The organism is Azoarcus sp. DD4, assembly GCF_006496635.1.
GTDB lineage: Bacteria > Pseudomonadota > Gammaproteobacteria > Burkholderiales > Rhodocyclaceae > Azoarcus.
Genome location: NZ_CP022958.1, coordinates 4,641,307 through 4,663,955, shown reverse-complemented (window position 1 = coordinate 4,663,955; position 22,649 = coordinate 4,641,307). Strand labels below are relative to the sequence as shown.

Annotated in this window: 19 protein-coding genes; 14 read left to right on the top strand and 5 right to left on the bottom strand. The window is 67.5% G+C overall.

The window, feature by feature from the left end:
* The first annotated feature begins 1 nt into the window (after position 1).
* The 6 genes from CJ010_RS21595 (at position 2) to asd (ending at position 5,660) form a co-directional block, all read left to right on the top strand.
* Positions 2 to 1,018 (top strand): iron ABC transporter permease, encoded by a 1,017-nt coding sequence (locus tag CJ010_RS21595; protein WP_141019958.1) that lies wholly within the window; start codon positions 2 to 4, stop codon positions 1,016 to 1,018.
* Positions 1,018 to 1,818: an ABC transporter ATP-binding protein gene (locus CJ010_RS21590; RefSeq protein WP_141019957.1), complete on the top strand. Its 801-nt coding sequence runs from the start codon at positions 1,018 to 1,020 to the stop codon at positions 1,816 to 1,818. The genes CJ010_RS21595 and CJ010_RS21590 overlap by 1 nt, the downstream gene beginning before the upstream one ends.
* Before the next feature lie 52 nt (positions 1,819 to 1,870).
* Complete coding sequence (cobO, locus tag CJ010_RS21585) at positions 1,871 to 2,476, top strand: cob(I)yrinic acid a,c-diamide adenosyltransferase (RefSeq protein WP_205754837.1); 606 nt, start codon at positions 1,871 to 1,873, stop codon at positions 2,474 to 2,476.
* 3 nt (positions 2,477 to 2,479) lie between these two features.
* On the top strand, positions 2,480 to 3,340 hold the full coding sequence (gene cobA / locus CJ010_RS21580) for a uroporphyrinogen-III C-methyltransferase (RefSeq protein ID WP_141019956.1): 861 nt from the start codon (positions 2,480 to 2,482) through the stop codon (positions 3,338 to 3,340).
* On the top strand, positions 3,337 to 4,632 hold the full coding sequence (locus CJ010_RS21575; protein WP_141019955.1) for a cobyrinate a,c-diamide synthase: 1,296 nt from the start codon (positions 3,337 to 3,339) through the stop codon (positions 4,630 to 4,632). The genes cobA and CJ010_RS21575 overlap by 4 nt, the downstream gene beginning before the upstream one ends.
* Before the next feature lie 182 nt (positions 4,633 to 4,814).
* Positions 4,815 to 5,660, top strand: a complete 846-nt coding sequence (gene asd / locus CJ010_RS21570) for an archaetidylserine decarboxylase (protein ID WP_141019954.1) — start codon at positions 4,815 to 4,817, stop codon at positions 5,658 to 5,660.
* A gap of 15 nt (positions 5,661 to 5,675) precedes the next feature.
* Here asd and CJ010_RS21565 read toward each other — a convergent pair whose 3' ends face one another.
* Together CJ010_RS21565 and CJ010_RS21560 are read right to left on the bottom strand one after the other, a co-directional pair.
* A complete protein-coding gene (locus CJ010_RS21565) occupies positions 5,676 to 6,491 on the bottom strand; it encodes a DUF2145 domain-containing protein (RefSeq protein WP_141019953.1) in 816 nt (271 codons plus the stop codon).
* Positions 6,491 to 6,925, bottom strand: coding sequence for a hypothetical protein (locus tag CJ010_RS21560; protein WP_141019952.1), 435 nt, complete (start codon positions 6,923 to 6,925; stop codon positions 6,491 to 6,493). Before CJ010_RS21560 ends, CJ010_RS21565 begins: the two co-directional genes overlap by 1 nt.
* A gap of 140 nt (positions 6,926 to 7,065) precedes the next feature.
* Between CJ010_RS21560 and CJ010_RS21555 the strand changes: the two genes are divergently transcribed.
* On the top strand, positions 7,066 to 8,568 hold the full coding sequence (locus tag CJ010_RS21555; protein WP_141019951.1) for a carboxypeptidase M32: 1,503 nt from the start codon (positions 7,066 to 7,068) through the stop codon (positions 8,566 to 8,568).
* A 2-nt stretch (positions 8,569 to 8,570) separates the two neighbouring features.
* Here CJ010_RS21555 and leuE read toward each other — a convergent pair whose 3' ends face one another.
* Together leuE and CJ010_RS21545 are read right to left on the bottom strand one after the other, a co-directional pair.
* Positions 8,571 to 9,218 (bottom strand): leucine efflux protein LeuE, encoded by a 648-nt coding sequence (gene leuE / locus CJ010_RS21550; protein WP_141019950.1) that lies wholly within the window; start codon positions 9,216 to 9,218, stop codon positions 8,571 to 8,573.
* Positions 9,219 to 9,277: 59 nt separating this feature from the next.
* Complete coding sequence (locus CJ010_RS21545) at positions 9,278 to 10,573, bottom strand: acetyl-CoA hydrolase/transferase family protein (protein ID WP_141019949.1); 1,296 nt, start codon at positions 10,571 to 10,573, stop codon at positions 9,278 to 9,280.
* 306 nt (positions 10,574 to 10,879) lie between these two features.
* Here CJ010_RS21545 and CJ010_RS21540 point away from each other — a divergent pair, with 306 nt between their 5' ends.
* Positions 10,880 to 11,743, top strand: coding sequence for a PEP-CTERM sorting domain-containing protein (locus CJ010_RS21540; protein ID WP_240794436.1), 864 nt, complete (start codon positions 10,880 to 10,882; stop codon positions 11,741 to 11,743).
* Between the two features lie 46 nt (positions 11,744 to 11,789).
* On the opposite strand, the gene CJ010_RS21535 is transcribed toward CJ010_RS21540, so the two are convergent.
* Positions 11,790 to 14,336: an EAL domain-containing protein gene (locus tag CJ010_RS21535; protein ID WP_141019948.1), complete on the bottom strand. Its 2,547-nt coding sequence runs from the start codon at positions 14,334 to 14,336 to the stop codon at positions 11,790 to 11,792.
* Positions 14,337 to 14,632: 296 nt separating this feature from the next.
* On the opposite strand from CJ010_RS21535, the gene CJ010_RS21530 reads away from it, so the two are divergent.
* The 6 genes from CJ010_RS21530 (at position 14,633) to CJ010_RS21505 (ending at position 22,518) form a co-directional block, all read left to right on the top strand.
* Positions 14,633 to 15,523, top strand: a complete 891-nt coding sequence (locus CJ010_RS21530; protein WP_141020809.1) for a fructosamine kinase family protein — start codon at positions 14,633 to 14,635, stop codon at positions 15,521 to 15,523.
* 105 nt (positions 15,524 to 15,628) lie between these two features.
* Positions 15,629 to 16,504, top strand: coding sequence for a glutathione-dependent disulfide-bond oxidoreductase (yghU, locus tag CJ010_RS21525; RefSeq protein ID WP_141019947.1), 876 nt, complete (start codon positions 15,629 to 15,631; stop codon positions 16,502 to 16,504).
* Positions 16,505 to 16,586: 82 nt separating this feature from the next.
* On the top strand, positions 16,587 to 17,408 hold the full coding sequence (locus CJ010_RS21520; RefSeq protein WP_168224998.1) for a trans-aconitate 2-methyltransferase: 822 nt from the start codon (positions 16,587 to 16,589) through the stop codon (positions 17,406 to 17,408).
* 398 nt (positions 17,409 to 17,806) lie between these two features.
* Positions 17,807 to 20,383, top strand: a complete 2,577-nt coding sequence (locus tag CJ010_RS21515) for an outer membrane beta-barrel protein (RefSeq protein ID WP_141019945.1) — start codon at positions 17,807 to 17,809, stop codon at positions 20,381 to 20,383.
* A gap of 151 nt (positions 20,384 to 20,534) precedes the next feature.
* A complete protein-coding gene (locus tag CJ010_RS21510) occupies positions 20,535 to 21,689 on the top strand; it encodes a hypothetical protein (protein WP_141019944.1) in 1,155 nt (384 codons plus the stop codon).
* Positions 21,690 to 22,170: 481 nt separating this feature from the next.
* Positions 22,171 to 22,518 (top strand): hypothetical protein, encoded by a 348-nt coding sequence (locus tag CJ010_RS21505; protein ID WP_141019943.1) that lies wholly within the window; start codon positions 22,171 to 22,173, stop codon positions 22,516 to 22,518.
* The last annotated feature ends 131 nt before the right edge of the window (positions 22,519 to 22,649 follow it).

The window sequence follows — 22,649 nt, the reverse complement described above, 5'->3', positions numbered from 1 at the left end:
GATGGCCGCCAGTCTGCCGCTGCCGCAGGGTCGTAGCGTGATGCCGGGCCGCACGCGCGCGCTCATGTTCGCCGCCGCGCTGCTGCCGGCGGCAGTACTGAGCTTCGCCTGGGCGCTGGTGGCGGGCGAGCTGCCGATCTCGGCTGCGGAGGTCGTCGCCGCGCTCGGCGGCAGCGACGGCATGGCGGCCCAGGTGGTGCGCGAACTGCGCCTGCCGCGCGCGGTGGCAACCTTCGCCTGCGGCGGGCTGCTGGCGCTGGCAGGCGGGTTGATGCAGGTGTTGCTGCGCAACCCGCTGGCCGATCCCTACATCCTCGGCATTTCCGGTGGCGCGGCCGTCGGCGCGCTGGCGGCGATCACAGCCGGCAGCGCGGCGCTGTGGATCGATGCCGGCGCGTTTGCCGGCGCGCTGGCGGCGATGCTGATGGTGTTCGGCCTGGCCCATGGCGACGGTAGCTGGACGCAGACCCGGCTGTTGCTCACCGGCGTCATCGTCGCCGCCGGCTGCGGTGCGGCGGTGACGCTGATGCTGGCGATGGCGCCGGAAACGCGGGTGCAGTCCATGCTCTTCTGGCTGATGGGCGACGCCAGCGGCGCGGCGCGGCCGTGGCCGGCGCTGGGTGTGCTGGTGGCCGGCCTGCTGCTGGTGGCGCCCCATGCGCGCGACCTCAATGTGCTCACCCGTGGCGAGCTCAATGCGCGCGCGCTGGGCGTGCGGGTCGACCGGCTGCGCCGGGTGCTCTACCTGTTCGCCTCGATGTTCACCGCGGTGGCGGTGACGCTGGTCGGTTCGGTCGGTTTCGTCGGCCTCATCGTGCCGCACCTGGTGAGGCTCGCACTCGGCAACGACCAGCGTGTGCTGCTGCCGGCGGCGGCGCTGTCCGGCGGCATCCTGCTGACGGTGGCCGACACCGCCGCGCGCACCGTGATGGCGCCGCAGCAGCTGCCGGTGGGTGTGCTGACCGCGCTGATCGGCGTACCGGTCTTTCTCTTCCTGCTCGCCCGTCATCCGCGCTGATGGTCGCACTGTCCACCCGAGCCGCCGACGCCGCGCTGCCCTTGCTCGAAGCCGAAGGGCTGGCGGTGCGCATCGCCGAGCGCTGGCTGTGTTGCGAGTTCAGCCTGGCCTTGCGCGGCGGCGAATGCCTGGCGCTGCTCGGACCCAACGGCGCCGGCAAGACCACGCTGCTCCACACCCTGGCCGGCCTGCGCGAACCCAGCGTCGGCCAGGTGCGGCTGGCGGGGCTGCCCTACGCTGCCTGGCCGGCGCTGGATGCGGCACGCTGCCGCGGCCTGCTGGTGCAACAGCAACCCGACCACTTTGCCGCCTCGGTGCTGGAGACGGTGCTGGTCGGGCGCCATCCGCACCTCGGCCGCTGGGGCTGGGAAAGCGCCGAGGACGAGGCCATCGCCCGCGCCGCGCTGGCCGAGTTCGGCATGGCCGGGATGGCGACGCGCGACATCCTCACGCTGTCGGGCGGCGAACGCCAAAGGGTGGCGCTGGCTGCGCTGCTGGCGCAGGCGCCGCAGCTCTTCCTGCTCGACGAACCGCTCAACCACCTCGACCTGCGTTACCAGATCGCCGTGCTGGAGCGTTTGCGCGCGCTGGCCGACAGCGGGCGCGGCGTGGTGATGGTGCTGCACGACATCAATCTCGCCGCCCGCTTCGCCGACCAGGTGATCCTGCTCGACGGCCGCGGTGGCGTCCATGCCGGCGACCGCGATACCGTATTGCGCGCCGACCTGCTCAGCCACGCCTTCGATCATCCCCTGCGCCGCATGGATGTGGACGGCCGGTCCTATTTCATACCCGAGTGAGCCGCGGCCCGGAGGCCGACGGCGCACCAGAACCCCCAATGGTGAAACGATCATGACGACATCCGAGCGCGATACCCGCCATAACGAACGCATGCAGCGCAAGAAGGCCGTGGTGGACGAGAAGATCGCCGCTGCCAAGGTCGAGCGCGGCGTGCTGCTGGTCAATACCGGCAACGGCAAGGGCAAGAGTTCAGCGGCCTTCGGGCTGGTGGTGCGCGCGCTCGGCCACGGCATGAAGGTGGGCGTGGTGCAGTTCATCAAGAGCCGCGGCGACACCGGCGAGGAAAAGGTGCTCGGCCACCTGCCCGGTGTGAGCTGGCACGTGATGGGCGAGGGTTTCACCTGGGAGACCCAGGACCGCGCCCGCGACGTCGCCACCGCCGAGGCCGCCTGGGATCAGGCCAGGGCCTTCCTCAGCGACCCGAGCATCGGCCTGGTGGTACTGGACGAACTGAACATCGCGCTCAAGTACCGCTATCTTGAAGTGAATACGGTGGTGGCCGATCTCCTCGCGCGGCCGACGGCGCAGCACGTCGTCGTGACCGGCCGTGCGGCGCCGCCCGAGCTGGTCGCCGCCGCAGACACCGTGACCGACATGACGCCGGTGAAACATGCCTTCGCGGCCGGGGTGAAGGCGATGCCCGGCATGGAGTGGTAGGCAATGACCCATCCGCGTATCCGCAGCCCCCGGCCCGGCCCGCTGCCGGGCCACGTCTACCTGGTCGGCGCCGGTCCGGGCGATCCCGAGCTGCTGACCCTGCGCGGCGCCCGCCTGGTGGAAGGCGCGGACGTGGTGGTGTACGACAACCTCGTCAGCCCGGCCATCGTCGAGCTGGCGCCGGCGCGCGCCGAACGCATCTACGTCGGCAAGAAGGCCTCCGATCACACCCTGCCGCAGGAAGACATCAACCGCCTGCTGGTCAAGCTCGCCGGCGAGGGCCGGCGAGTGGTTCGGCTGAAGGGGGGCGACCCCTTCATCTTCGGCCGCGGCGGCGAGGAGATGGAGGCGCTGGTGGCGGCCGGCATCACCGTCGAGGTGGTGCCCGGCGTCACCGCGGCGGCGGGTATTGCCGCCTACGCCGGCATTCCGCTCACCCACCGCGACCACGCGCAGTCGGTGGTGTTCACCACCGGTTTCCTCAAGGATGGCCTGCTCGACCTCGACTGGGACATGCTCGCCCGCCGCGGCCAGACCCTGGTGATCTACATGGGCATCTCGCGGCTGGCGGAAATCTGCGACCAACTCGTTGCCCACGGTCTGCCGCCGACGACGCCGGCCGGCGTGATCGAGCGCGGCACCACCGACGCCCAGCGCGTGGTCACCGCCGATCTGGCGACCCTGGCCGAGCGCGTGGCGCAGGCCGGCATCCGCCCGCCGGCCCTGACGGTAGTGGGCGACGTCGTCGGGCTGTATCCGCGCCTGGCCTGGTTTGCACCGGCGACCAGGGACGACGCGCCACACCCGCCGCATGCTGGCTGTACGGTGGTGCATGCGGGCGAAGCGAAGGGAGCGCAATCGTGAGCGCCGTGCGCCGCTGTCCGGCGCTTTTCGTCGCCGCGCCGGCCTCCGGCCAGGGCAAGACCACCGTCACCGCCGCGCTCGCCCGCCTGCACACCCGGCTCGGCCGCAAGGTGAGGGTGTTCAAGTGCGGCCCGGATTTCCTCGATCCGCAGATCCATGCCGTCGCCAGCGCCGCGCCGGTGTACAACGTGGATCTCGGCATGTGCGGCGAAGCCGACATCGCGCGCCGGCTGTACGAGGCCGCGGGCGAGGCCGACCTGATCCTGGTCGAAGGCGTGATGGGGCTCTACGACGGCACGCCCTCTGGCGCCGACATCGCCTGCCGTTTCGGCATCCCGGTGATGGCGGTGATCGACGCGCGCGCGATGGCCCAGACCTTCGGCGCCATCGCCCATGGCCTCGCCACCTTCCGCCCCGGCCTGCCCTTCGCCGGCACGCTCGCCAACCACGTCGGCAGCGAACGCCACGCCGACATGCTGCGCGAGGCTTTGCCGGCCGGCATGCGCTGGTTCGGCGCGGTGCTGCGCGATGCCGACGCCGCCCTGCCGGAGCGCCACCTCGGCTTGATGCAGGCGGCCGAAATCGAGGATCTCGGCGCGCGCCTGGATCGCATGGCCGACAGCCTCGGCCGTACCGGCGCTGCGGAACTGCCGGCCGCGGTGAGCTTCCCGGCGGCGCCGGGTGTCGCGGGAAAGCCGCTGCTCGCAGGTAGAACAATCGCCATCGCCCGCGACGCCGCCTACGGCTTCATCTACCCCGCAAACCTCGACTCCCTGCGCGAACTCGGCGCCGGGCTCGTCTTCTTTTCGCCGGTCGCCGGTGACGTGCTGCCGGTCTGCGATGCGGTCTGGCTGCCCGGCGGCTATCCCGAACTGCACGGCGAGGCGCTGGCCGCCAACACCGGTTTCTGGTCCGCATTGCGCGCCCATGCGGAAGCCGGCAAGCCGCTGCTGGCCGAATGCGGCGGCATGATGAGCCTGTTCGAAAGCGTGGTGGACAAGGCCGGGGTGGAGCGCCGCTTCGGCGGCCTGCTGCCCGGCCGCGCGGTGATGCAGAAGCGCCTTGCCGCGCTCGGCATGCAGGAGGCCGAACTGCCGGAGGGCAGGCTGACCGGCCACACCTTCCACTACTCGAAGAGCGAAACGCCGGTGGCGCCGCTGCTGCGGGCGCAGCGCCCCGATGGCGGCGAAGGCGAAGCGATCTACCGCGTCGGCCGGCTGACCGCGTCCTACGTGCATTTCTACTTTCCGTCCAATCCGCAGGCGGTGGCCCGGCTTTTCAGCCCGGCCTGACCACCCGCCCATCGGGCGGTCGAAGCGCAAAGCGCCGTACTAACCCTGTCTCCCGCGGATGCCTGTCGGCGACGACGGGGGCGAGCGGCTTCCCGAATGTGAGCCACAGCGGCGATGCAAGACGGCGGCATCCCCCATCACCGCTATAATCCGCCGCTGCCCATCACCCCGAGAGTCCACTGGTGTCCGACCGTCTCGCCGTCCTGCCGCAATACCTGCTGCCCAAGCGGGCCCTTACCGAACTCATGGGCAAGCTCGCCGGCGCCAAGGCGGGCGGGCTTACCACCGCCGTCGTCCGCTGGTTCATCGGCCGCTACGGCGTGAACATGGCCGAGGCCGCCAATCCGGACCCGGCTGCCTATGCCAGCTTCAATGAATTCTTCACCCGGCCGCTGAAGGAAGGCGCGCGCCCGCTTGCCGATGCGCCCCTCGTCTGCCCGGTCGACGGCGCGATCAGCCAGTTCGGCGCCATCGAGCGCGGCCAGATCTTCCAAGCCAAGGGTCACCGTTATTCGACCACCGCGATGGTCGGCGGCGACCGCGACCTCGCCGCCCTGTTCGACAACGGCCACTTCGCCACCCTCTACCTCAGCCCGCGCGACTACCACCGCATCCACATGCCCTGCGCCGGCCGGCTGCTGCGCATGATCCACGTGCCGGGCGAGCTGTTCTCGGTCAATCCCACCACCGCGCGCGGCGTACCCGGCCTCTTCGCGCGCAACGAACGCGTCGTCTGCGTGTTCGATTCCGGGCACGGGCCCTTTGCGCTGGTGCTGGTCGGCGCCACCATCGTCGGCAGCATGGCCACCGTCTGGCATGGGGTGGTCAATCCGCCACGCCCCGGGCAGATCCGCGACTGGCGCTACCCGGAAGGCCAGGTGGTGCTGCAACAGGGCGAGGAAATGGGCCGCTTCCTGCTCGGTTCCACCGTGGTGATGCTGTTTCCGCGCGGCGACCTGCGCTTCAACGCCGAGTGGGCGCCGGCGCGGGCGATCCGCCTGGGTGAGAAGATGGCCGATTTCGGCTGAGGCCGGCGCCGTGCGCTAGGGCGCAGTCAGACCGAAGCTCAGTATCGGCGGCTCCGCGTCCGCCGGCACCCGCCGCGTTTGCAGGAAGCCAAAGATCGAATCCACCGTGGCGACCTGGATCCGGCCCTGCCAGCGCAGTTCCGGCGGATGGTCGTCGAAGGAGATTGTGTCCTTCAGCATGCGGCCGCCCAGCCGCTTGACCCAGCCGATGTCCAGCGTGGTCGGCGTGTAGCCGGCCGACCGCAGCCAGCGCTGCGCGGTATCGCGCGACACCACCGTGCCTTCCGGCGCCATCGCCACCGCCAGTGTCTCGATGATCCAGCCGTTGCTGTTCTGGTACTTCGACGAGAAAGGATAGGCCGTCAACCGGTAATCGGCGCCGTGGGTCAGCAGCGCCGCTTCAGTGGTCAGCACCGGCAGCAGCCGGGTCTCGAGTGCCGGCGGCAGGCGGTAGGCCGCGCTGTGATAGGCGAACAGGTCGTCGCCGTAGAAGTTGGCCAGCCCCTGCGCATGGATCGCCGAGCGGGCGGTGCCGCATTCGTTGAGTTCGTGCACCACCGTCCAACGGCCGCGGGGATGGTCGCGCACCGCGAAGCCGGCATGCGACCAGGTCAGTCCGTAGTCGGAGAGGTCCTGTCCGATGCGGGCGAGCAGCACGACGCGGGCGTCGGTCTTGTCGAGTTCGGCGCGGGCGAGCTGGGCCAGCGCGAAAGCCCTGGAATACGTGATCGCGTCGTAGCGCCCCGCGCAAGACTGGCCGGCCTGCACCGCCGGCGCCAGTGCCACCAGCAGCGCGAGCGCACTCCGGCGTGCCACACGCCCGGGCTGCATCACGAACCCCCGAGGCGCTCGCTGTGGAGCAGGTCGGCGGTAGCGGGGGTGGGCACGAAAACACGATTGCGCGGGTCGCCCAGCGTGACCAGCAGCCCCGGCTGCAGGCGTTCGATGGTGACGACCTCGTCGACCTCGACGGCCTTGCCCTGGAGCGCCGCATTGGGGATCTCGAGCGTGACCAGCCGGTTGCCATCGTCCTGGATACGGACCTCGGTGGTGGTCGAACCGCGCGAGAGGCTCTTGACCGTGCCGCGCGACATTCTGCCGAGTTCTTCCGCGTAGTAGTGGGAGGCCATAACGCCGAGCACGCTCAGGGAAATAGGGACGATCACCGAATCCTGCATGGTGGAGTTGGCGCGGACGGCGGCAGGGGAGGCGACGAGGGCGAGCGCGAGCACGGCTGCCTTGAGGCGCAGGAGGGATGACGGCATTGGAGGGTCCTCGGATGAAGGTGTCAAAATATTACATTTGCATTTAGTTATGCGAAAGCAATTTTTCGTCCGCACAGGATGTCGTGCCTGTGGCCGCGCGGCGCTAACATGGGCCATCCGCATTGATGGTGCCGAAGACGATGACCTCCCCCGCCGCCCCTGCCTACACCGAACTTACTCGCCACTACCTCCGCCTCTACCGCTACGACCATCTCGCCGCCATCGTCGGCTGGGACCGCAACGCAATGATGCCGCCCAAGGGCAATGAGGCCCGCGCCGCGGCCGAGGCCGAACTGCATGCGCTGATCCACCGCAGCCGCACCGACCCGCGCCTGGCCGAGCTCATCGCCGCCGCCGAAGCGGAGCCATTGGACGAGGTCGAGCGCGCCAACCTGCGCGAGATCCGCCGTAACTGGCAGGACGCCAACGCGCTGCCGGAATCCTTGGTGGAGGCCAAGTCGCTGGCCGGCGCGCGCTGCGAGCACGCCTGGCGCAGCCAGCGCCCGGCCAACGACTGGCCGGGCTTCCTGGAGAACTTCCGCGAGGTGGTGCGCCTGTCGCGCGAGGAGGCGCGGCTGCTTTCCGAGCACACCGGCCTGTCGCGCTACGACGCGCTGATGGACCGCTTCGAGCCCGGCATGCGCGCGGTGGAGATCGAGCGCATCTTCGGCGACGTGCGCGGCTGGCTGCCCGACCTGATCGCGCGGGTGGGCGAAAAGCAGCGCGCCGAGCCGGTGATCGCCCCGGTCGGGCCTTTTCCGGTGGCGGCGCAGCGGGCGCTGAGCCTGGCGGTGATGGGGATGCTCGGTTTCGACTTCGAAGGCGGCCGGCTGGACGAGAGTGCCCATCCCTTTTCCGGCGGCGTGCCGGAGGACGTGCGCCTGACCACCCGCTACCACGAGGACGACTTCACCCGCGCGCTGCTCGGCACCATCCACGAGACCGGCCATGCGCGCTACGAACAGAACCTGCCGCGCGCCTGGTGCGGTCAGCCCCTCGGGCTGGCGCGCTCCTACGGCATCCACGAAAGCCAGAGCCTGTCCTTCGAGATGCAGCTCGCCCGCAGCCGCGGCTTCGTCGGCCTGCTGGCGCCGCTGCTGCGCGAGCACTTCGGCGACCAGCCCGCCTTCGACGCCGACAACCTCTACCGGCTATTCACCCGGGTGCAGCCGGGCTACATCCGCATCGCCGCGGACGAAGTGACGTATCCGGCGCACATCATCCTGCGCTTCGAGATCGAGCGCGCGCTGATCGAAGGCGAGATCGAGCCGGAGGACATCCCCGCGCTATGGAACGAGAAGATGCAGGCGCTGCTCGGACTGGACACCCGCGGCAACCATGCCGACGGCTGCCTGCAGGATGTGCACTGGACCGACGGCGCCTTCGGCTACTTCCCGAGCTACACCCTGGGCGCGATGTACGCCGCGCAGTGGTTCGCCGCTCTGCGCCGGGCTCGGCCCGAGCTGGATGCGTACATCGCGCAGGGCGATTTCGCTCCGGTGTTCGGCTGGCTGAACGACAACATCTGGTCGCAGGCCAGCCGCTGGGAGACGCCGGAACTGGTGCGGCGCGCCAGCGGCGAGGCGCTCAACCCGGCGTATTTCCGCGCCCACCTCGAGGCGCGCTATCTGGGCGAAGGCTAGCCTCAGCCCAGGGTCGCGTTGGCGAGCTTGGCACCGAAGCCGATGAAGAGCCCGCCGACGCTGCCGGAGGCCGCTGCGGCCAGCCGCTGCCGGCGGCGGAACAGCGCGGCCAGACGGACGCCGCCGAAGATCAGCGCCGACAGGTAGGCGGCGCTGCAGACCTGCACGATCACGCCGAGGATCAGGAAGGTGAGCGCGGGCCAGGCGTAGCCGGGGTCGACGAACTGCACGAAGAAAGACACGAAGAACAGGATGGCCTTCGGGTTCAGCAGGCTGATCAGCAGCGCGGTGCGGAAGGGGCGGGCGGCGTCCACCGGGCGTGGCGCGGCTTCTGCGGCGGCCGGTCGGCGCCAGCCGGCGACCGCCGCGCGCAGCAGGCCGACGCCCAGCCACGCCAGATAGGCCGCACCAGCGTATTTCACCGCCATGAACAGCGCCGGCGTGGTGTGCAGCAGCGAGGCCATGCCGGTGGCCGACAGCAGCATCAGCACGGTGTCGCCGACGAAGATGCCGCAGGCGCCGCGATAGCCGGCGGCGATGCCGTGGCGCGAGGCCACCGACATCACGTAGAGTGAATTCGGCCCCGGCAGCAGCACGATGACGATGGTGCCGAGGATGAAGGTCAGCGGATCGGTGATGCCGTAGAACATGGTTGCGCCCGCAGTGGTCTGGCCAGCAAGAGCGTGAGTCTACTGCGGGCGCGGCGCGCTTACATCAGCTTGATGCGGCGGGCCTGCTCGCGCAGCTCGGCGCGGAAGTCCGGGTGGGCGATCGCGATCAGCGCCTCGGCGCGCTGCTTGGCGCTCTTGCCGCGCAGCTGGGCCACGCCGTACTCGGTGACGACGTAGTTGATGTCGTTCTTGCCGGTGGTGACGTGGGTGCCGGGGGTGAGCGTGGGCACGATGCGCGAGATGGTGTCGTCCTTGGCGGTGGAGGGCAGCACGATGAAGGCCTTGCCGCCCTTGGAGCGGTTGGCCGCGCGCACGAAGTCCACCTGACCGCCGGTGCCGGAATAGGGCGCCGAACCCAGGCTTTCCGAGCCGCACTGGCCGAGCAGGTCGATCTGCAGCGTGGCGTTGATCGCGCACAGGTTGTCGTTGCGGGCGGCGATGTAGGGGTCGTTGGTGAAATCGACCGGGTGCATCTCCAGTGCCGGATTGCGGTGCAGGTGGCGGTAGAGCTTGCGCGAGCCGAGCGCGAAGGTCGCCACCATCTTGCCGGGCATGAAGTTCTTGCGGCGGTTGTTCACCGCGCCGGATTCGATCAGCGACAGGATGCCGTCGCCGATCATCTCGGTGTGGATGCCGAGGTCGTGCTTGTGCTGCAGCTGCATCACCACCGCGTCGGGAATGCCGCCGTAGCCGATCTGCAGCGTGGCGCCGTCGTCGATGAGGTCGGCAACGTACTTGCCGATGGCCTCCTGCACCGGGCCGATCTTGGGCAGACCGACCTCGAACAGCTCTTCCTCGCTCTCCACCAGGCCGGACACCTGCGAGATGTGCACATGGCAGTCGCCGTAGGCGAAGGGCACGTTCGGATTCACCTCGAGCAGGATCACCCGCGCCTTCTTCACCGCCGCCATGGTGTAGTCCGGCGCCAGCGATAGCGCGAAGTAGCCGTGCTCGTCCATCGGCGAGGCCATCGACACCACCACGTCGGCGGGGGTGAGGCCGCGGTCGATCAGCATCGGCAGCTCGGAGAAGTAGTTGGGCACGAAATCCACCCAGCCTTCCTGGCCGCCGGCGCGCGAGGCGCCGCCGAAGAAGTAGGCGGTGTGGCGGACGTTGGCGCGCGTCGCCGGGTCGTAATAGGCGTATTTGCGCAGCGGCAGGATCTGGCTGACGACGATGTCCTTGAGCGTACTGCGGCGCTCGGACAGCGCGTGCAGCAGCGTTGGCGGTTCGCCCACGCCGGTGGGCACCACCACGGTGTCGCCGTCGCGGATCAGGCCGGCCGCGTCGGCTGCGTTCATGCGTTTCTGGGCGTACTGGTCTTGCGGATTCATCCTCTTCCTCTCCGTGCTTATAGATGTTCTGTATTGACGGATAAGGATTATACGTAGCTTCCATACCAGTGCGTATGGAGTCAGATCAAAGTCATGGTTTGTTGTCGGAATTCTTTACATGCTGCGTCGCCGCAGTGGCACTTGTTCGATCAATTTCTCTTATCCATTTGCTTACAAAGAGAAAATATTTTCAGGCATGCCGTTTGCTTTCGTTCGCCCTCGGAATTTGTTGTTGCTATGAAAAAAGTAATAAGCAGATCGTTAAATTTATCGCGAAGAACTTTTTCACACTTCGCAAGGAAAAACATGAACCTGAAGAAGACCATGCTTGCGGCATCGACGGCCGCGATGATCCTCGGTGCGGCGCTCCCTGGCACTGCGAGCGCGGCGGCGTGCAGCGTGTCCGACGTGCAGGTGACCAGCGTCGGTCAGTTCAGCAGCACCAGCGCCGATGCCACCATGACCACGTACAACATCGCGCCGATGGACGCGGCGGCATGCGCCGGTGGTTACGACGGTAACGACATGCCCAAGCCGTCGATCAATCTGGGTTATGCCGGCGATGGCCTGCTCAACGGCGCCTTGCAGACGCGTACCGGCGAGGATCTCTTCCCCGGCGGCGCCTTCATCACCGACGAGTACCCGACCAGCGACCTGCGCGGCGACGGCACGGCGGACGATCCGGGCTGGGTCATGCTCGGCCGTATCGACCTCAACCGGGACGGCACCGGCACCTTCGTGCCGGAAGCGGTGGGCGGTGATACCAGCATCGTGCTGGCCAGCTTCTTCACCGTGACCAGCAACGGCGACGGCACCGGCACCTGGGCCTTCACGCCGGATGCGGCGGTCGCGTCGCGCACCGAAGCCCTGTTCGGGAAGAACTACTTCGACCAGTTCGCACTGGTCTTCAAGCAGGCCAGGGAGTTCGCGGCCTACGACTTCACCGCCGCGCAGTTCGGTGTTGCGCACCCGTCGGTCGACGTGCCGATCTTCCACTTCGGCGGCACTTTCGACATCTCCAAGACGCTGGGCCGCGGCCTGTCCCACGTCAGCCTGTGGGCGCGCGACCCCGCCAGCCTCAACACCGTGCCCGAACCCGGTGTCCTCGGGCTGCTCGGCCTGGCCGCGCTCGGCCTGGCCGGCGTTCGTCGCCGCTTCGCGTCGCGCTGAGCCGCGGCAGGCGGACAGCCCGGCGCCCGCCGCGGCTGTCCGGCCATCAGAGCGCGTGCAGTTGCAGCCAGCGTTCGAGCTCGGCTGCGGGGAGCGGCGGCGAGAACAGGTAGCCCTGGGCCACGTGGTAGCCCTGGTCCTTCAGTAGCTGGCGCTGCAGGCCGTCTTCCACCCCTTCGGCGACCACCGTGAGGCGCAGGCTTTCGCCGATGCGGATGACGGCGCTGGTCAGCGCGCGGGTGGCCTCATCGCTTTCCAGATCGCGCACGAAGCTCTTGTCCAGTTTCAGCTCGCTCACCGGCAGGCGGCGCAGGTAGCCAAGGCTGGAATAGCCGGTGCCGAAATCGTCCATGGCCAGGCGTACGCCCTGGGCGTGCACTTCGCCTATCGTCTTCATGGTGCTGGGGTTGGTGTCCATCAGTACGCTCTCGGTGATTTCCACCGTGAGGTCGGACGGGGCGAGCGCGTTGGCCGCCAGCGTGGCGGCGATCGTCTGCGGCAGCTCCAGATTGTGGAAGTTGGTGGGCGACAGGTTCACCGATACCGATGGCACGGCCAACCCGCGGCGGCGCCAGTCGGCAAGCTGGCGGCAGGCTTCGCGCAGGGCCCAGTTGCTGAGTTCGCCTATCAGCCCGCATTCCTCGGCCAGCGGAATGAAGCGGATCGGCGGGATGTTGCCGATCTGCGGATGCGTCCACCGCGCCAGCGCTTCCACGCCGTAGAGACGGCCGTCCTTGAGGTCGACCTGCGGCTGATAGTGCAGGTGCAGCTGCTCCTTGAGCAAGGCTTCGCGCAGCGCGGCCTCGAGGGCGAGGCGCTCCTGCGCGAGCACGTTCATCTCGTTGCTGAAGAAGCTGAAACGCCCGCGGCCGCTGCTCTTCGCCTGGTACATGGCGAGGTCGGCGCGGTGCAGCAGGGTGTCCATGTCGCGGCCGTTCTCGGGGAACAGGGCGATGCCCACGCTGGCCGAGGGCGTCAGCGAGATCTCGCCCAGGCGGCAGGGTGCCGACAGTGCCGTCTGCAACTGCTCGACCATGTCGGTGGCGCGCGTGGCGTCGCACTGGGTGAGGACGACCACGAATTCGTCGCCGGACAGGCGGCCGACGATGTCGGATTCGCGCACCTCGGCCTGCAGCCGGGCGGTGACCGTGCGCAGCAGTTCGTCACCGGCGGGATGGCCAAGGGAATCGTTCACCTGCTTGAAACGGTCGAGGTCGATGAAGAGGACGGCCAGGCCTTCGTGCGCATGGTTGGCGCGGGCGATCGCCTGGTCGGCCTGGACCTGGAGCAGGCTGCGGTTGGGCAGGCCGGTGAGTCCGTCGTAGAAGGCCAGCTGGCGGATGCGCGCCCGCGCCGCTTCGCGTTCGAGCGCGAGGGCACACAGATGCACGCTCACCTCCACCAGCTGCCTGTGCAGCGCGGTGGGGCCGCGGTGGTCGCGGTAGTAGAAGGCGAAGGTGCCGACCACGCGGCCGTCGCTGCCCTTGATCGGGCTGGACCAGCAGGCGACCAGCCCCAGCGGCAGCACCAGCTGCTTGTAATCCGCCCACAACGGATCGGTGGCGATGTCGGTTACCAGCACCGGCTCGCCACGAAAGGCGGCCGTGCCGCAGGAGCCGGCAACCGGTCCGATGGCGGCGCCGTCGAGCGCGCGCGAGTAGCTTTCCGGCAGGCGGGGCGCGGCCAGCGGGTGCAGCCGGCCGTCTTCATCGACCTGGAGTATGGTGGCGATCACTTCCGGCGCGATGCGCTCGACCTCACGGCAGATCAGCGTCATCACGTCGAAGAGGGGTTCTTCCCGCACCATCGCGGCGAGCACCTTGTGCTGCAGCACCTCGTGCATCTTGGTGTGGGTGATGTCGGTCAGCACCGTCACCGTATTGGTCAGCTTGCCGCCAGCGTCGATGACGGGGGTGATCAGCATCGAGCACCACTGCGGCCGGTTGTCCTTGTCGCAGACCAGTTCGTCGGAGCGGAAGCTGCGCCCGGCGGCGAGCTGGGCGTCGATGTCGTCGAAATGATTGCGCGGGCAGTGGGGCGAGGCGAACAGCAGTTCGCGGGGGGTGTGGCCGACCGCCTCGGCGGCGCTCCAGCCGAACTGGCGGGTAAAGCCGCTGTTCGCATGCACGATGCGTGCGGCCGCGTCGGTGATGATGACTGCGCTGTCGGCCTCGTTGAGGCCGAGCGACAGCAGGCGCTGCGCCTCGCGCCACTGACGTTGCTCGGTGACGTCCCGCACAAAAAAGGTATGGAGCGATTGCGCTGGCAGGGCCAGCCGCAGAACCGACAGCGCGCCCCACGCTGTCGTGCCGTCGGGGCGCACTATCGGCATCTCCAGCGGTTTGCCCGTCAGCGCGTCCAGGGCCGCCGCCATGTCGGCTGCCGGCACGCCGCCGTGAGGGGCGAGCAGGTCGTCGGGCAGCAGCTGCGCGACCGGCTGGCCGATGACGCTCTCGCGGGCCCGGCCCCACAGGCGTTCCGCGGCGGCATTGAAGTGCGATACCCGATGGCTGCCATCCACCATCACGACCGCGTCCGTCGTCTGTTCGAGGGTGTGGGCCAGTATCAGCGCTGCGTCCTGGGTATGGGTCATGGGTCGGCCGTCCTGCTGGGGATAAAGGCCCGGTCCGCCCGTTTCGGCGATACCCGAACCGCATGGCGGCTATGGTGCGCCGGAACGTCGGCGGCGTCACCTGCCAGGATCGGTCCGTGGGCGAGAGCCGCCGGCAGGGCTACGGCGTTGCCGCCGCCTGTTCCGGGTCTTGCCCGGGCGCTGTGCGAAGGGGGATGATGCGGCCGATTCCGACCGGCTGCTCGCGGTCGACACCCATCAATCGAACCACGGCGGAACGCCATGCACACACGAACCGGAGTCCTGCGGTGGAACAGATGCCAAGCTTGAGTGCCGGGCTCGGGCACGCTCTCGCGGCCACCAGCGGCATCGATTTCTCCGGCGCCGAGCTGCGGGCCATCGGTGGCGGCTGCATCCATCGCGCTTTCGAGGTTCTCGCCGGCGGTCGGCCCTACTTTCTCAAGCTGAATGCAGCGGCGGCGCTGCCGATGTTCGAGGCCGAAGCCGACGGCCTGGCCGCGCTGGCCGGCTGTGAGGCTTTCCGCGTGCCGCGCGTGCTGGGCTGCGGCAGCGCGGGCGACGAAGCCTTTCTGCTGCTCGAACACCTGAACCTGCGTCCGCTGGCGAGCGCCGAGGACGGACAGCGCTTCGGGCGCGCGCTGGCGCAGTTGCATCGCGATGCCGGCGAGCAATTCGGCTGGGCGCGCGACAACTTCATCGGCGCGAACCCGCAGACTAATGCCGTGCACGACGGCTGGGCGCGCTTCTTCGTCGACTGCCGGCTGCGGCCGCAACTGCGGATGGCGCGCGCCAGGGGTTACGGCGGCGCGCTGGGGCGGGACGCCGACCAGCTGCTGGAGCGCGTGCCGGCGATGTTCCTCGAATACTGCTCGCGCCCCAGCCTGCTGCACGGCGACCTGTGGAACGGCAACGCGGCGATGGATGCCGAGGGCAGGCCGGTGATCTTCGATCCGGCGGTCTATCGCGGCGACCGCGAAACCGACCTGGCGATGAGCGAACTCTTCGGCGGCTTTCCGGCGGCCTTCTATGCCGCCTACCGGACGGCCTGGCCCCTGGCCGAGGGGTACGAGCAGCGCAAGACGCTCTACAACCTCTACCACGTGCTCAACCACCTGAACCTCTTCGGCCGCGCCTACCTCGGGCAGGCAGAGCGGATGCTGCGCACGCTGGCGGACGAACTGCGCTGACTGACCGCGGGCCGCCGCCGTGCAACCGGCTGCGGGCGTGGCGGTCTGAGGACGACGCGGGCGCGCGCTTGCCGCCGGCCAACCGACACATGAGGACAGCAAACGATGAGCGAAGCGAGCTACACGCCCCCCAGGGTCTGGCAATGGGAAGCACCGAGCGGCGGTGCGTTCGCCAACATCAACCGGCCGGTCGCCGGCGCCACCCATGACGAGGCGCTGCCGGTGGGGCGGCATCCGCTGCAGCTCTACTCGCTGGCGACGCCCAACGGCGCCAAGGTCGCCATCCTGCTGGAAGAGCTGCTGGCGGCGGGGTTTGAAGGCGCGGAGTACGACGCCTGGCTGATCCGCATCAACCAGGGCGACCAGTTCGGCAGCGGCTTCGTCGAGGTGAATCCCAATTCCAAGATCCCTGCGCTGGTGGACCGCAGCACCAGCCCGCCGCAGCGCGTCTTCGAATCCGGCGCCATCCTGCTCTACCTCGCCGAAAAGTTCGGCGCCTTCCTGCCGCGTGATCCTGCCCGCCGTACCGAGTGCCTGTCCTGGCTGTTCTGGCAGATGGGCAGCGCGCCCTTCGTCGGCGGCGGCTTCGGCCATTTCTACGCCTATGCGCCGGAGAAATACGAGTACCCAATCAACCGCTACACCATGGAAGTGAAACGCCAGCTCGACGTGCTCGACCGCCAGCTGGCCGAGCACCGCTACGTGGCGGGTGAGGACTACACGATTGCCGACATCGCCGTCTGGCCGTGGTACGGCGGGCTGGTGCTCAACCAGGTGTACGGCGCGGCGGAGTTTCTCGACGCGCAGCGCTACCGCAACGTGCTGCGCTGGGCCGACGAGATTGCCACGCGGCCGGCGGTGCAGCGCGGCCGCATGGTCAACCGCACTTGGGGCGCGCCGGCGGAGCAGCTGCACGAGCGCCACGATGCCAGCGACTTCGCCTTGCGCACCGAGGACAAGCTCAACCCGGCGCAGGGCTGAAGCCGAGCCCGGCTACAATGCCCGGCCGCCCGCCGCCGCATGCGCAGCGCGCGGGCCGTTTCCGCCGACCGCCAGAGCCGCCATGACCGACCACACCGCGCCGCCCACGCTACGAGATCACCTGCTGAGCTTCGGCATCCGGCCCGCGGCATCCGGCGGCGCACCACAGGCCGGGCTGACGCCCAAGGATGCCAAGCGGCTGGCGCAACTCGGCAAGGCCCTCGCCCGCGCCCGGCCCAGGCAGGCGGACGTGGTCGCCTTCTACGAATTCGTGTCGCGGCCCGACATCGCCGCGCTCATCCACTCCGGCAAGGCCGACGCCATCCGCGCCACCGGCGAGTTCGTCGCCGCACGGCTGGCCGGCACCCGCATCCTCGACGTCGGCTGCAACATCGGCTACCTCACCAGCTGGTATGCGCGCTGCCGCCCGGCGGCGGAGGTGTGGGGCATCGACGCTTCGCCATCCTCCATCGACGTGGCGCGCCGTTTCGCCACCCGGCTGGGCCTCGCCAACCTGCGTTACGCCAGCAGCGACGGCCAGCGCTACCAGCCCACCGCCGCCTTCGACACCCTCGTCGACACCCAGGGCATGATAGACGCCGACATCGATCCCGCCCTGCTGCGGCGCATGTTTGGCTGGCTGCAGCCCGAAGGCCGGCTGCTGTGCGTGCCGGCGCTCGGCACCCTGGCGCGCTTCGAAAGCTTCCTCGACAGGCTCGATTTCGACGCGGTCGCCGTGCTCTCGCTCGACTGGCTGCCCTTCGTCGCGCAGGGCGAACGCGGCGTCTATCCGGCGCTGGTGATGGCGCACGCCGCCGGCGCCAGCGGTTTGCCGCGCGCCGCGCTGGTGGATGCCTACCAGCGCGGCGTGCTGGATTTCCGCCGCGGGCGTAGCCTCGCCTGAGCGTTCGATTCAAGGGCAGTCCGCAGGGACTGCCCTATTCCGTCGCGCCCCGGTCACCGTCGGCCCCGACCTCACCAACAAGGACGACGCGCTGGCGACAGTCCGAAGGCCCTGTGTGTAGCCAGCACTGCGTGACATGCGAGTGCGACCTGATTCGATCCCACTCGCGCAAGCACGGCGACAGGTGAATATTTCGATGCCTAAAGTGGGCAATTAGTACTTGAAACCGTGATCGGCACATACCGGGTATAAGTGGCTGATGAATATCTGATTTTCGTCAATGTGCAGCGTTGTTCCGACGCGCATCGTTTCACTGCATCTGGTTGATCCCGCCTTCCCCGGAGTTGCTGCCGTGCTCGGAGGGGAGGATTCCTGTAGCCGTCATCGCAGGGGCCGAAATGAGGCATTGGCTATGCTCCGTCATCGTGTTTGGCGCTGTCGTCATCGACCCGATGGCCTCGTGCCTTGCCCAGGACGCGACCACCGAAGCAACGTCGGCGGTCGCCGAGCGCGGCGCACAGGACGGGTTGCGGTGGGGGGCTTTCAGGCTCCTGCCAAGCCTGATTCTGTCGGTGACTGACGATGACAACATCTATGCTCGGCGCAGCGACGAATCCAGGGACACCGTCGTCACGCTGTCGCCGTCGCTCGCAGTGCAGTCGGACTGGCGCCAACACGCCTTGAAGTTCGACGTCGGCGCCGACATAGACCGTTATCAGCGCCATTCGAGCGAGGACGTAAATGACTACTGGTTTGGCGTGGAGGGAAGTCTTGATTTCGACGGTGATACCCGGCTTTTCGCCGGGCTGAGAACGGCACGCGATCATGAGGACCGGCTCTCGGCCAGCGCACCGAGTCCCGCTGAACAGACTCGCCCGGTACGCTACGAGCGACAGGAGGCACATGCGGGATTGTCTTCAGCCATCGGGGATTTCCGCCTGCGCCTCGGTGCGACCCTCGACCGCTTCAACTACGAAGATGGCGAATCTTCGGCCGGGCAAACCATCGACAACGATTACCGCGCGCATGCCTTGAGCGCCGTTGGGGCGCGGATCGGTTACGCGCTGTCCCCCGAGTACGAGGTGTTCATGCAGTACGCCACGGATCGGCGCCGGTATGACAAGCCGATCACGGGGCAACTGTTCAATCGGGACTCCTCTGGCCATCGGGCCGCAGCGGGGGTGCGCTTCACCCTTCCGCGTGCGCGTACGGTTGGTGAGGTCTTCGCTGGCCGGTTGCGGCAGGATTTTCACCACGATGATTTCGAGGACATCGACAAGCCCTACTTCGGCGCGTCATTCACCTGGTGGTCGAGCGCGCTCGTCAAGATTTCCGGGTCAATAGACCGGGTCGTCGAAGAGACCACTGTCAATCGCAACGGAGTCTTTGCGGCTGCTTCGGTCGATACCCGCTACGCGCTCGAGGTTGAGCGCAGGATCGACCACCGTATGACCGTTTTCGGGCGTGTATCGACTACTCGAAGCGAGTACCAGGGCTTCGATCGACGTGACAGGGTGATCGACGCCGGCGCGGGAGTTCGCTACTACCTGGAGCGAGATGTATTCATCGCCGCCGACCTGCGCCTGATCGATCGAAACTCGACGGACATCGATGCTCAGTATCGGCGCAGTCAGTTGATGTTCAGCTTCGGCTATACGCCCGGGATGCGGTGGGGCGAAGGCCCGCCGGCCGACGTCGCCGACACCGGTTGGTTGGTACAGGGGCCCTCGGGGGCCGTATTCCCGGGTGCCTATGCGCTTATCGGTCTGGGGCATGGCGCCCTGATCACCCGGACATCCGGTGCACGCAGAGGCGGTGGCAGCGATCTCAGTTCGTTCGCCGATTCCGGTGCAGGCCCCGGGGTTGCACTCGGTTACGGCCTTGAGCGCGATCGCTGGTATCTCGGCGGCGAACTCGGTTTGGAAGGTAACGACCTCGGCTGGGAAATGAGCAAGGACAAGGCCGACAGCCGCACCGTCAGCGGCAGCAAGGACGCGCAGTTCAGCCTGAGCATGCGTGTGGGGCGGGTGGTTGGCAACGGAGCCTTGATCTTCGCTCGGGCGGGCGCTGTTCGCGCGCGCTTCGATGACTACTTCCGGATCAACGCATCGGCGGATGGTGCCCATGACGACACGACGGCGCGGTGGGGCGCGCGCGTGGGCGTCGGAGCCGACGTCCCGGTCGATGAAAGTCTGTTCCTGCGTATGGAGTACGCGCGTACCCGCTTTCGCTCGTACGTGGTCGAGTACCTGGATGAGGGAACGCCCGGAGCAGACAGCTTCGACAATCAGGAGACCTGGTTCAGCGTAGGTCTCGGCTGGCGCTTCGATGCCCGCGCGGGCATGGTTGCGAGCAGCCCGGCTGCCGGTGGCTTTTACGTCGGCGCGCATGTCGGGCACGGCGGACTCGATTCGCATCTGAGCGGCTGGCACAGCGATGGTGGGGCGCTGCCGTTGTCACAACGCTTCACGGGTGACTTCGGCGGCCAAGGGCAATTGCTCGGCGTGTTTGCAGGGGTCGGCAAGAGTTTTGGCCGGTGGTACGCGGGCGTCGAATTCGAGATCGACGAGACGCGTGTCGACTGGACCCACGAACGCGATACCCGCGGGAGCGGCGGGCGCGACTTCGCCGTCGAGATGAAAGGCGATTACGGTGTGGCGCTGCGCGTCGGATACAGCCTGCAGAACGGCACCCTGATTTACGGCCGGGTTGGTGAAGTCCGCGGGCGCTTCGATACGCGGTGGGTGAAGGGTGGTAATCAGGACAATGACATCGATCGAAGCGATACCGTGCGTGGTCTGCGATACGGCCTTGGTGCGGAAGTGCCGCTCGGCAGTGCGACTTTCATCAGGCTCGACTATGTGATTACTCATTACCGCAGCTATCGCTTTACCACGCTGCATCAAAGTCCCGATCAGATGTCGTTTGCCAATAGCGATCATCTGTTCAGGCTTGGCTTCGGTGTTCGATTTTGATTTGCGCAGTCACCGCGTTGAAACCGGATCTTGATTGTTGTGTTCGATTTTCGATTGGAGACCTTGAAAGCGGATGGGGACTGAGTGGATATCGTTCGAGTCCTCTGACCGTTGATTGGCAGTGTCGCCGTCTTTGCGTGGGGAGATGATCATGATCAAGCGTCAAAACGGAATGAAGCGGTCCGTTGTCCTGTGCGTAGCAGCGGTCGCGGCCCTGGCTGCGTCGTCGATGCCGGGGTCCGGTTCGGACTCGACCTTCGGGTTCATACGCCATGCGCACGCAGCCGAGCAGGGGAGCGGGGCGGGCAGCGCGGGCGGGCAGCGCGGACAGGGCGGTCGGGCCGATCAAGCCGGCGGAGGGCATATGGGAGGCAAGGGTAGCTCGATCGACAAGAAGGTGTTCCGTACCTCGGTCGACGAGGATAGTGATCGCCCCCCCTGGGCCGGCGTCAAGGGCGGCAAGTCGGGTGGTGGGGGCAAGCCGTTCGGCGCAGGCACCAAGAAGGGGGATCTGTACGGTGACATGTACATTCTGCTGAGGGATGCCAACGGTGTTCCCATCCTGGTCGATGGATTGGAGCAAGTCGTTGCATTCGTCTATGCCGCAGACGGCACCCTCGTGCCGCTTCTCGATGGAAGTGGGAATCCGGTGGCCATTCCCTATACGGCCGAGGGTGATCTCGCTACAACGATTACGATAGGCACGACCACGTACGACGTGTATCCAGGCGAGGTCGACCTTGGTCGCTTGAGCGTCGGACGTTCTCCCTCGAAGGTACTCGACCATGCACTGAGTGAGGCGTTGAGCAAGCTGACTTCGGGAACCGTTACGCTCGACGCATCGGGCCGTCTGGTCGTCGATGGCGTACCAATCGATTCTCCGCTCGAAAATCTCGCGCTGTATGAAGTTTATATGCAGACCGGCACCTTGCCGGGCGTGACGCTGCCGGCCGGTTTCGATCCGGCGGCCTTGCTGGCTGCCGCGGCTGACAAGACGGGCGCGATCAGCGTGGATACCGTCGTCTATATGAACTCCATTCTGGGCATCAACACGACGGGCAGCTACTACGACTTCTCGACCTACGACTACGACCGTGTGGCCACTTGGGCGGACGTCAATGTCACCGTGCTTGTGTTGCAGCCGGATGGCTCATACCTGCCGACTTTGGTGAACGTGTACCAGACGCTTTTCAACAGCACGAGCTGGACGGATCCGACCACCGATGGTGGTGCGGACGACTTTGCCACCGCCGCGAACGACTACTTGCAGGTGCTTGAGTTCGTTCACGACAACGAAGTGCGTTGAGTCACGGGCGATGCCCAGCCGCGTGGCTGGACGTCGCCGGACTCGGCTAGCCGAAGGAGGACGCTGTGAGTCGTCAACCGATGAAAGCGAGCGGCGTATTTCTGTTTGCGTTGGCGGTCGTCTTGTGGGCGTCGGCGGGAGTCGCCAACGATCACGGCAGTAGCCACGACGGCGGGCATGAATCCGGAAAGGGCAGGGTGGCAAACCGAGGTGGCGGCGATCGTGGCAGCGCTCATAGCCGCGAAGTGCATAAAGATGGGAGCCATGGTAACGCGGACGGTCCTGGCGGTAGCTCGGCGCTGGAGCACAAGGTGTTTCGTGCCGATGGAGCCAGGGGAGGTCGGCATGACGATGACGACTCGCCGGCGCACCACGACGCTGGCGAGGTTGGCGCACGTTGAACTCTGTTCCGCCCGCGGACGGCAGAGCGCGGGCGGCTACTGATGAGGTGTTCTGCCTACTACCATTGCTGGAGATCGATATGAAACCGATGAAGATGTTGCCGGGGCTGATGGCCGCAATGCTGGTTGGTGCTGTCTGGGCCCAGGGTGGCAACCTGCCGCCGATCGCCGACGACGCGCCCATCTATGGCTCGCAGATGATGACGCAGCAGGAGCGTCTTGAGTATCGGGAGCGCATGCGTTCCGCAAACTCGCTGGAAGAGCGGGAGCGGATTCGCACGCAGCACCATGAGCAAATGAAAGCACGTGCCCGGGAGCGCGGAGTGACCCTTCCCGACGATCCCCCGATGCGGGGCGGTGGCATGGGGCCCGGTGGTGGTATGGGCCCTGGCGGTGGCATGGGCGGTGGGCGCGGCGGTGGAAGATAAGGGGATGTGGCCGTAGTGTCTCTCGGACGGGTTGCAGGGCCGGATTCAATTCTCCCGAAATCAGCAAAGCAATCATGATCCGGGCGAATCCGGCCGCCTTCATCGAATTGGCGGACAAGGGCACTCCGACT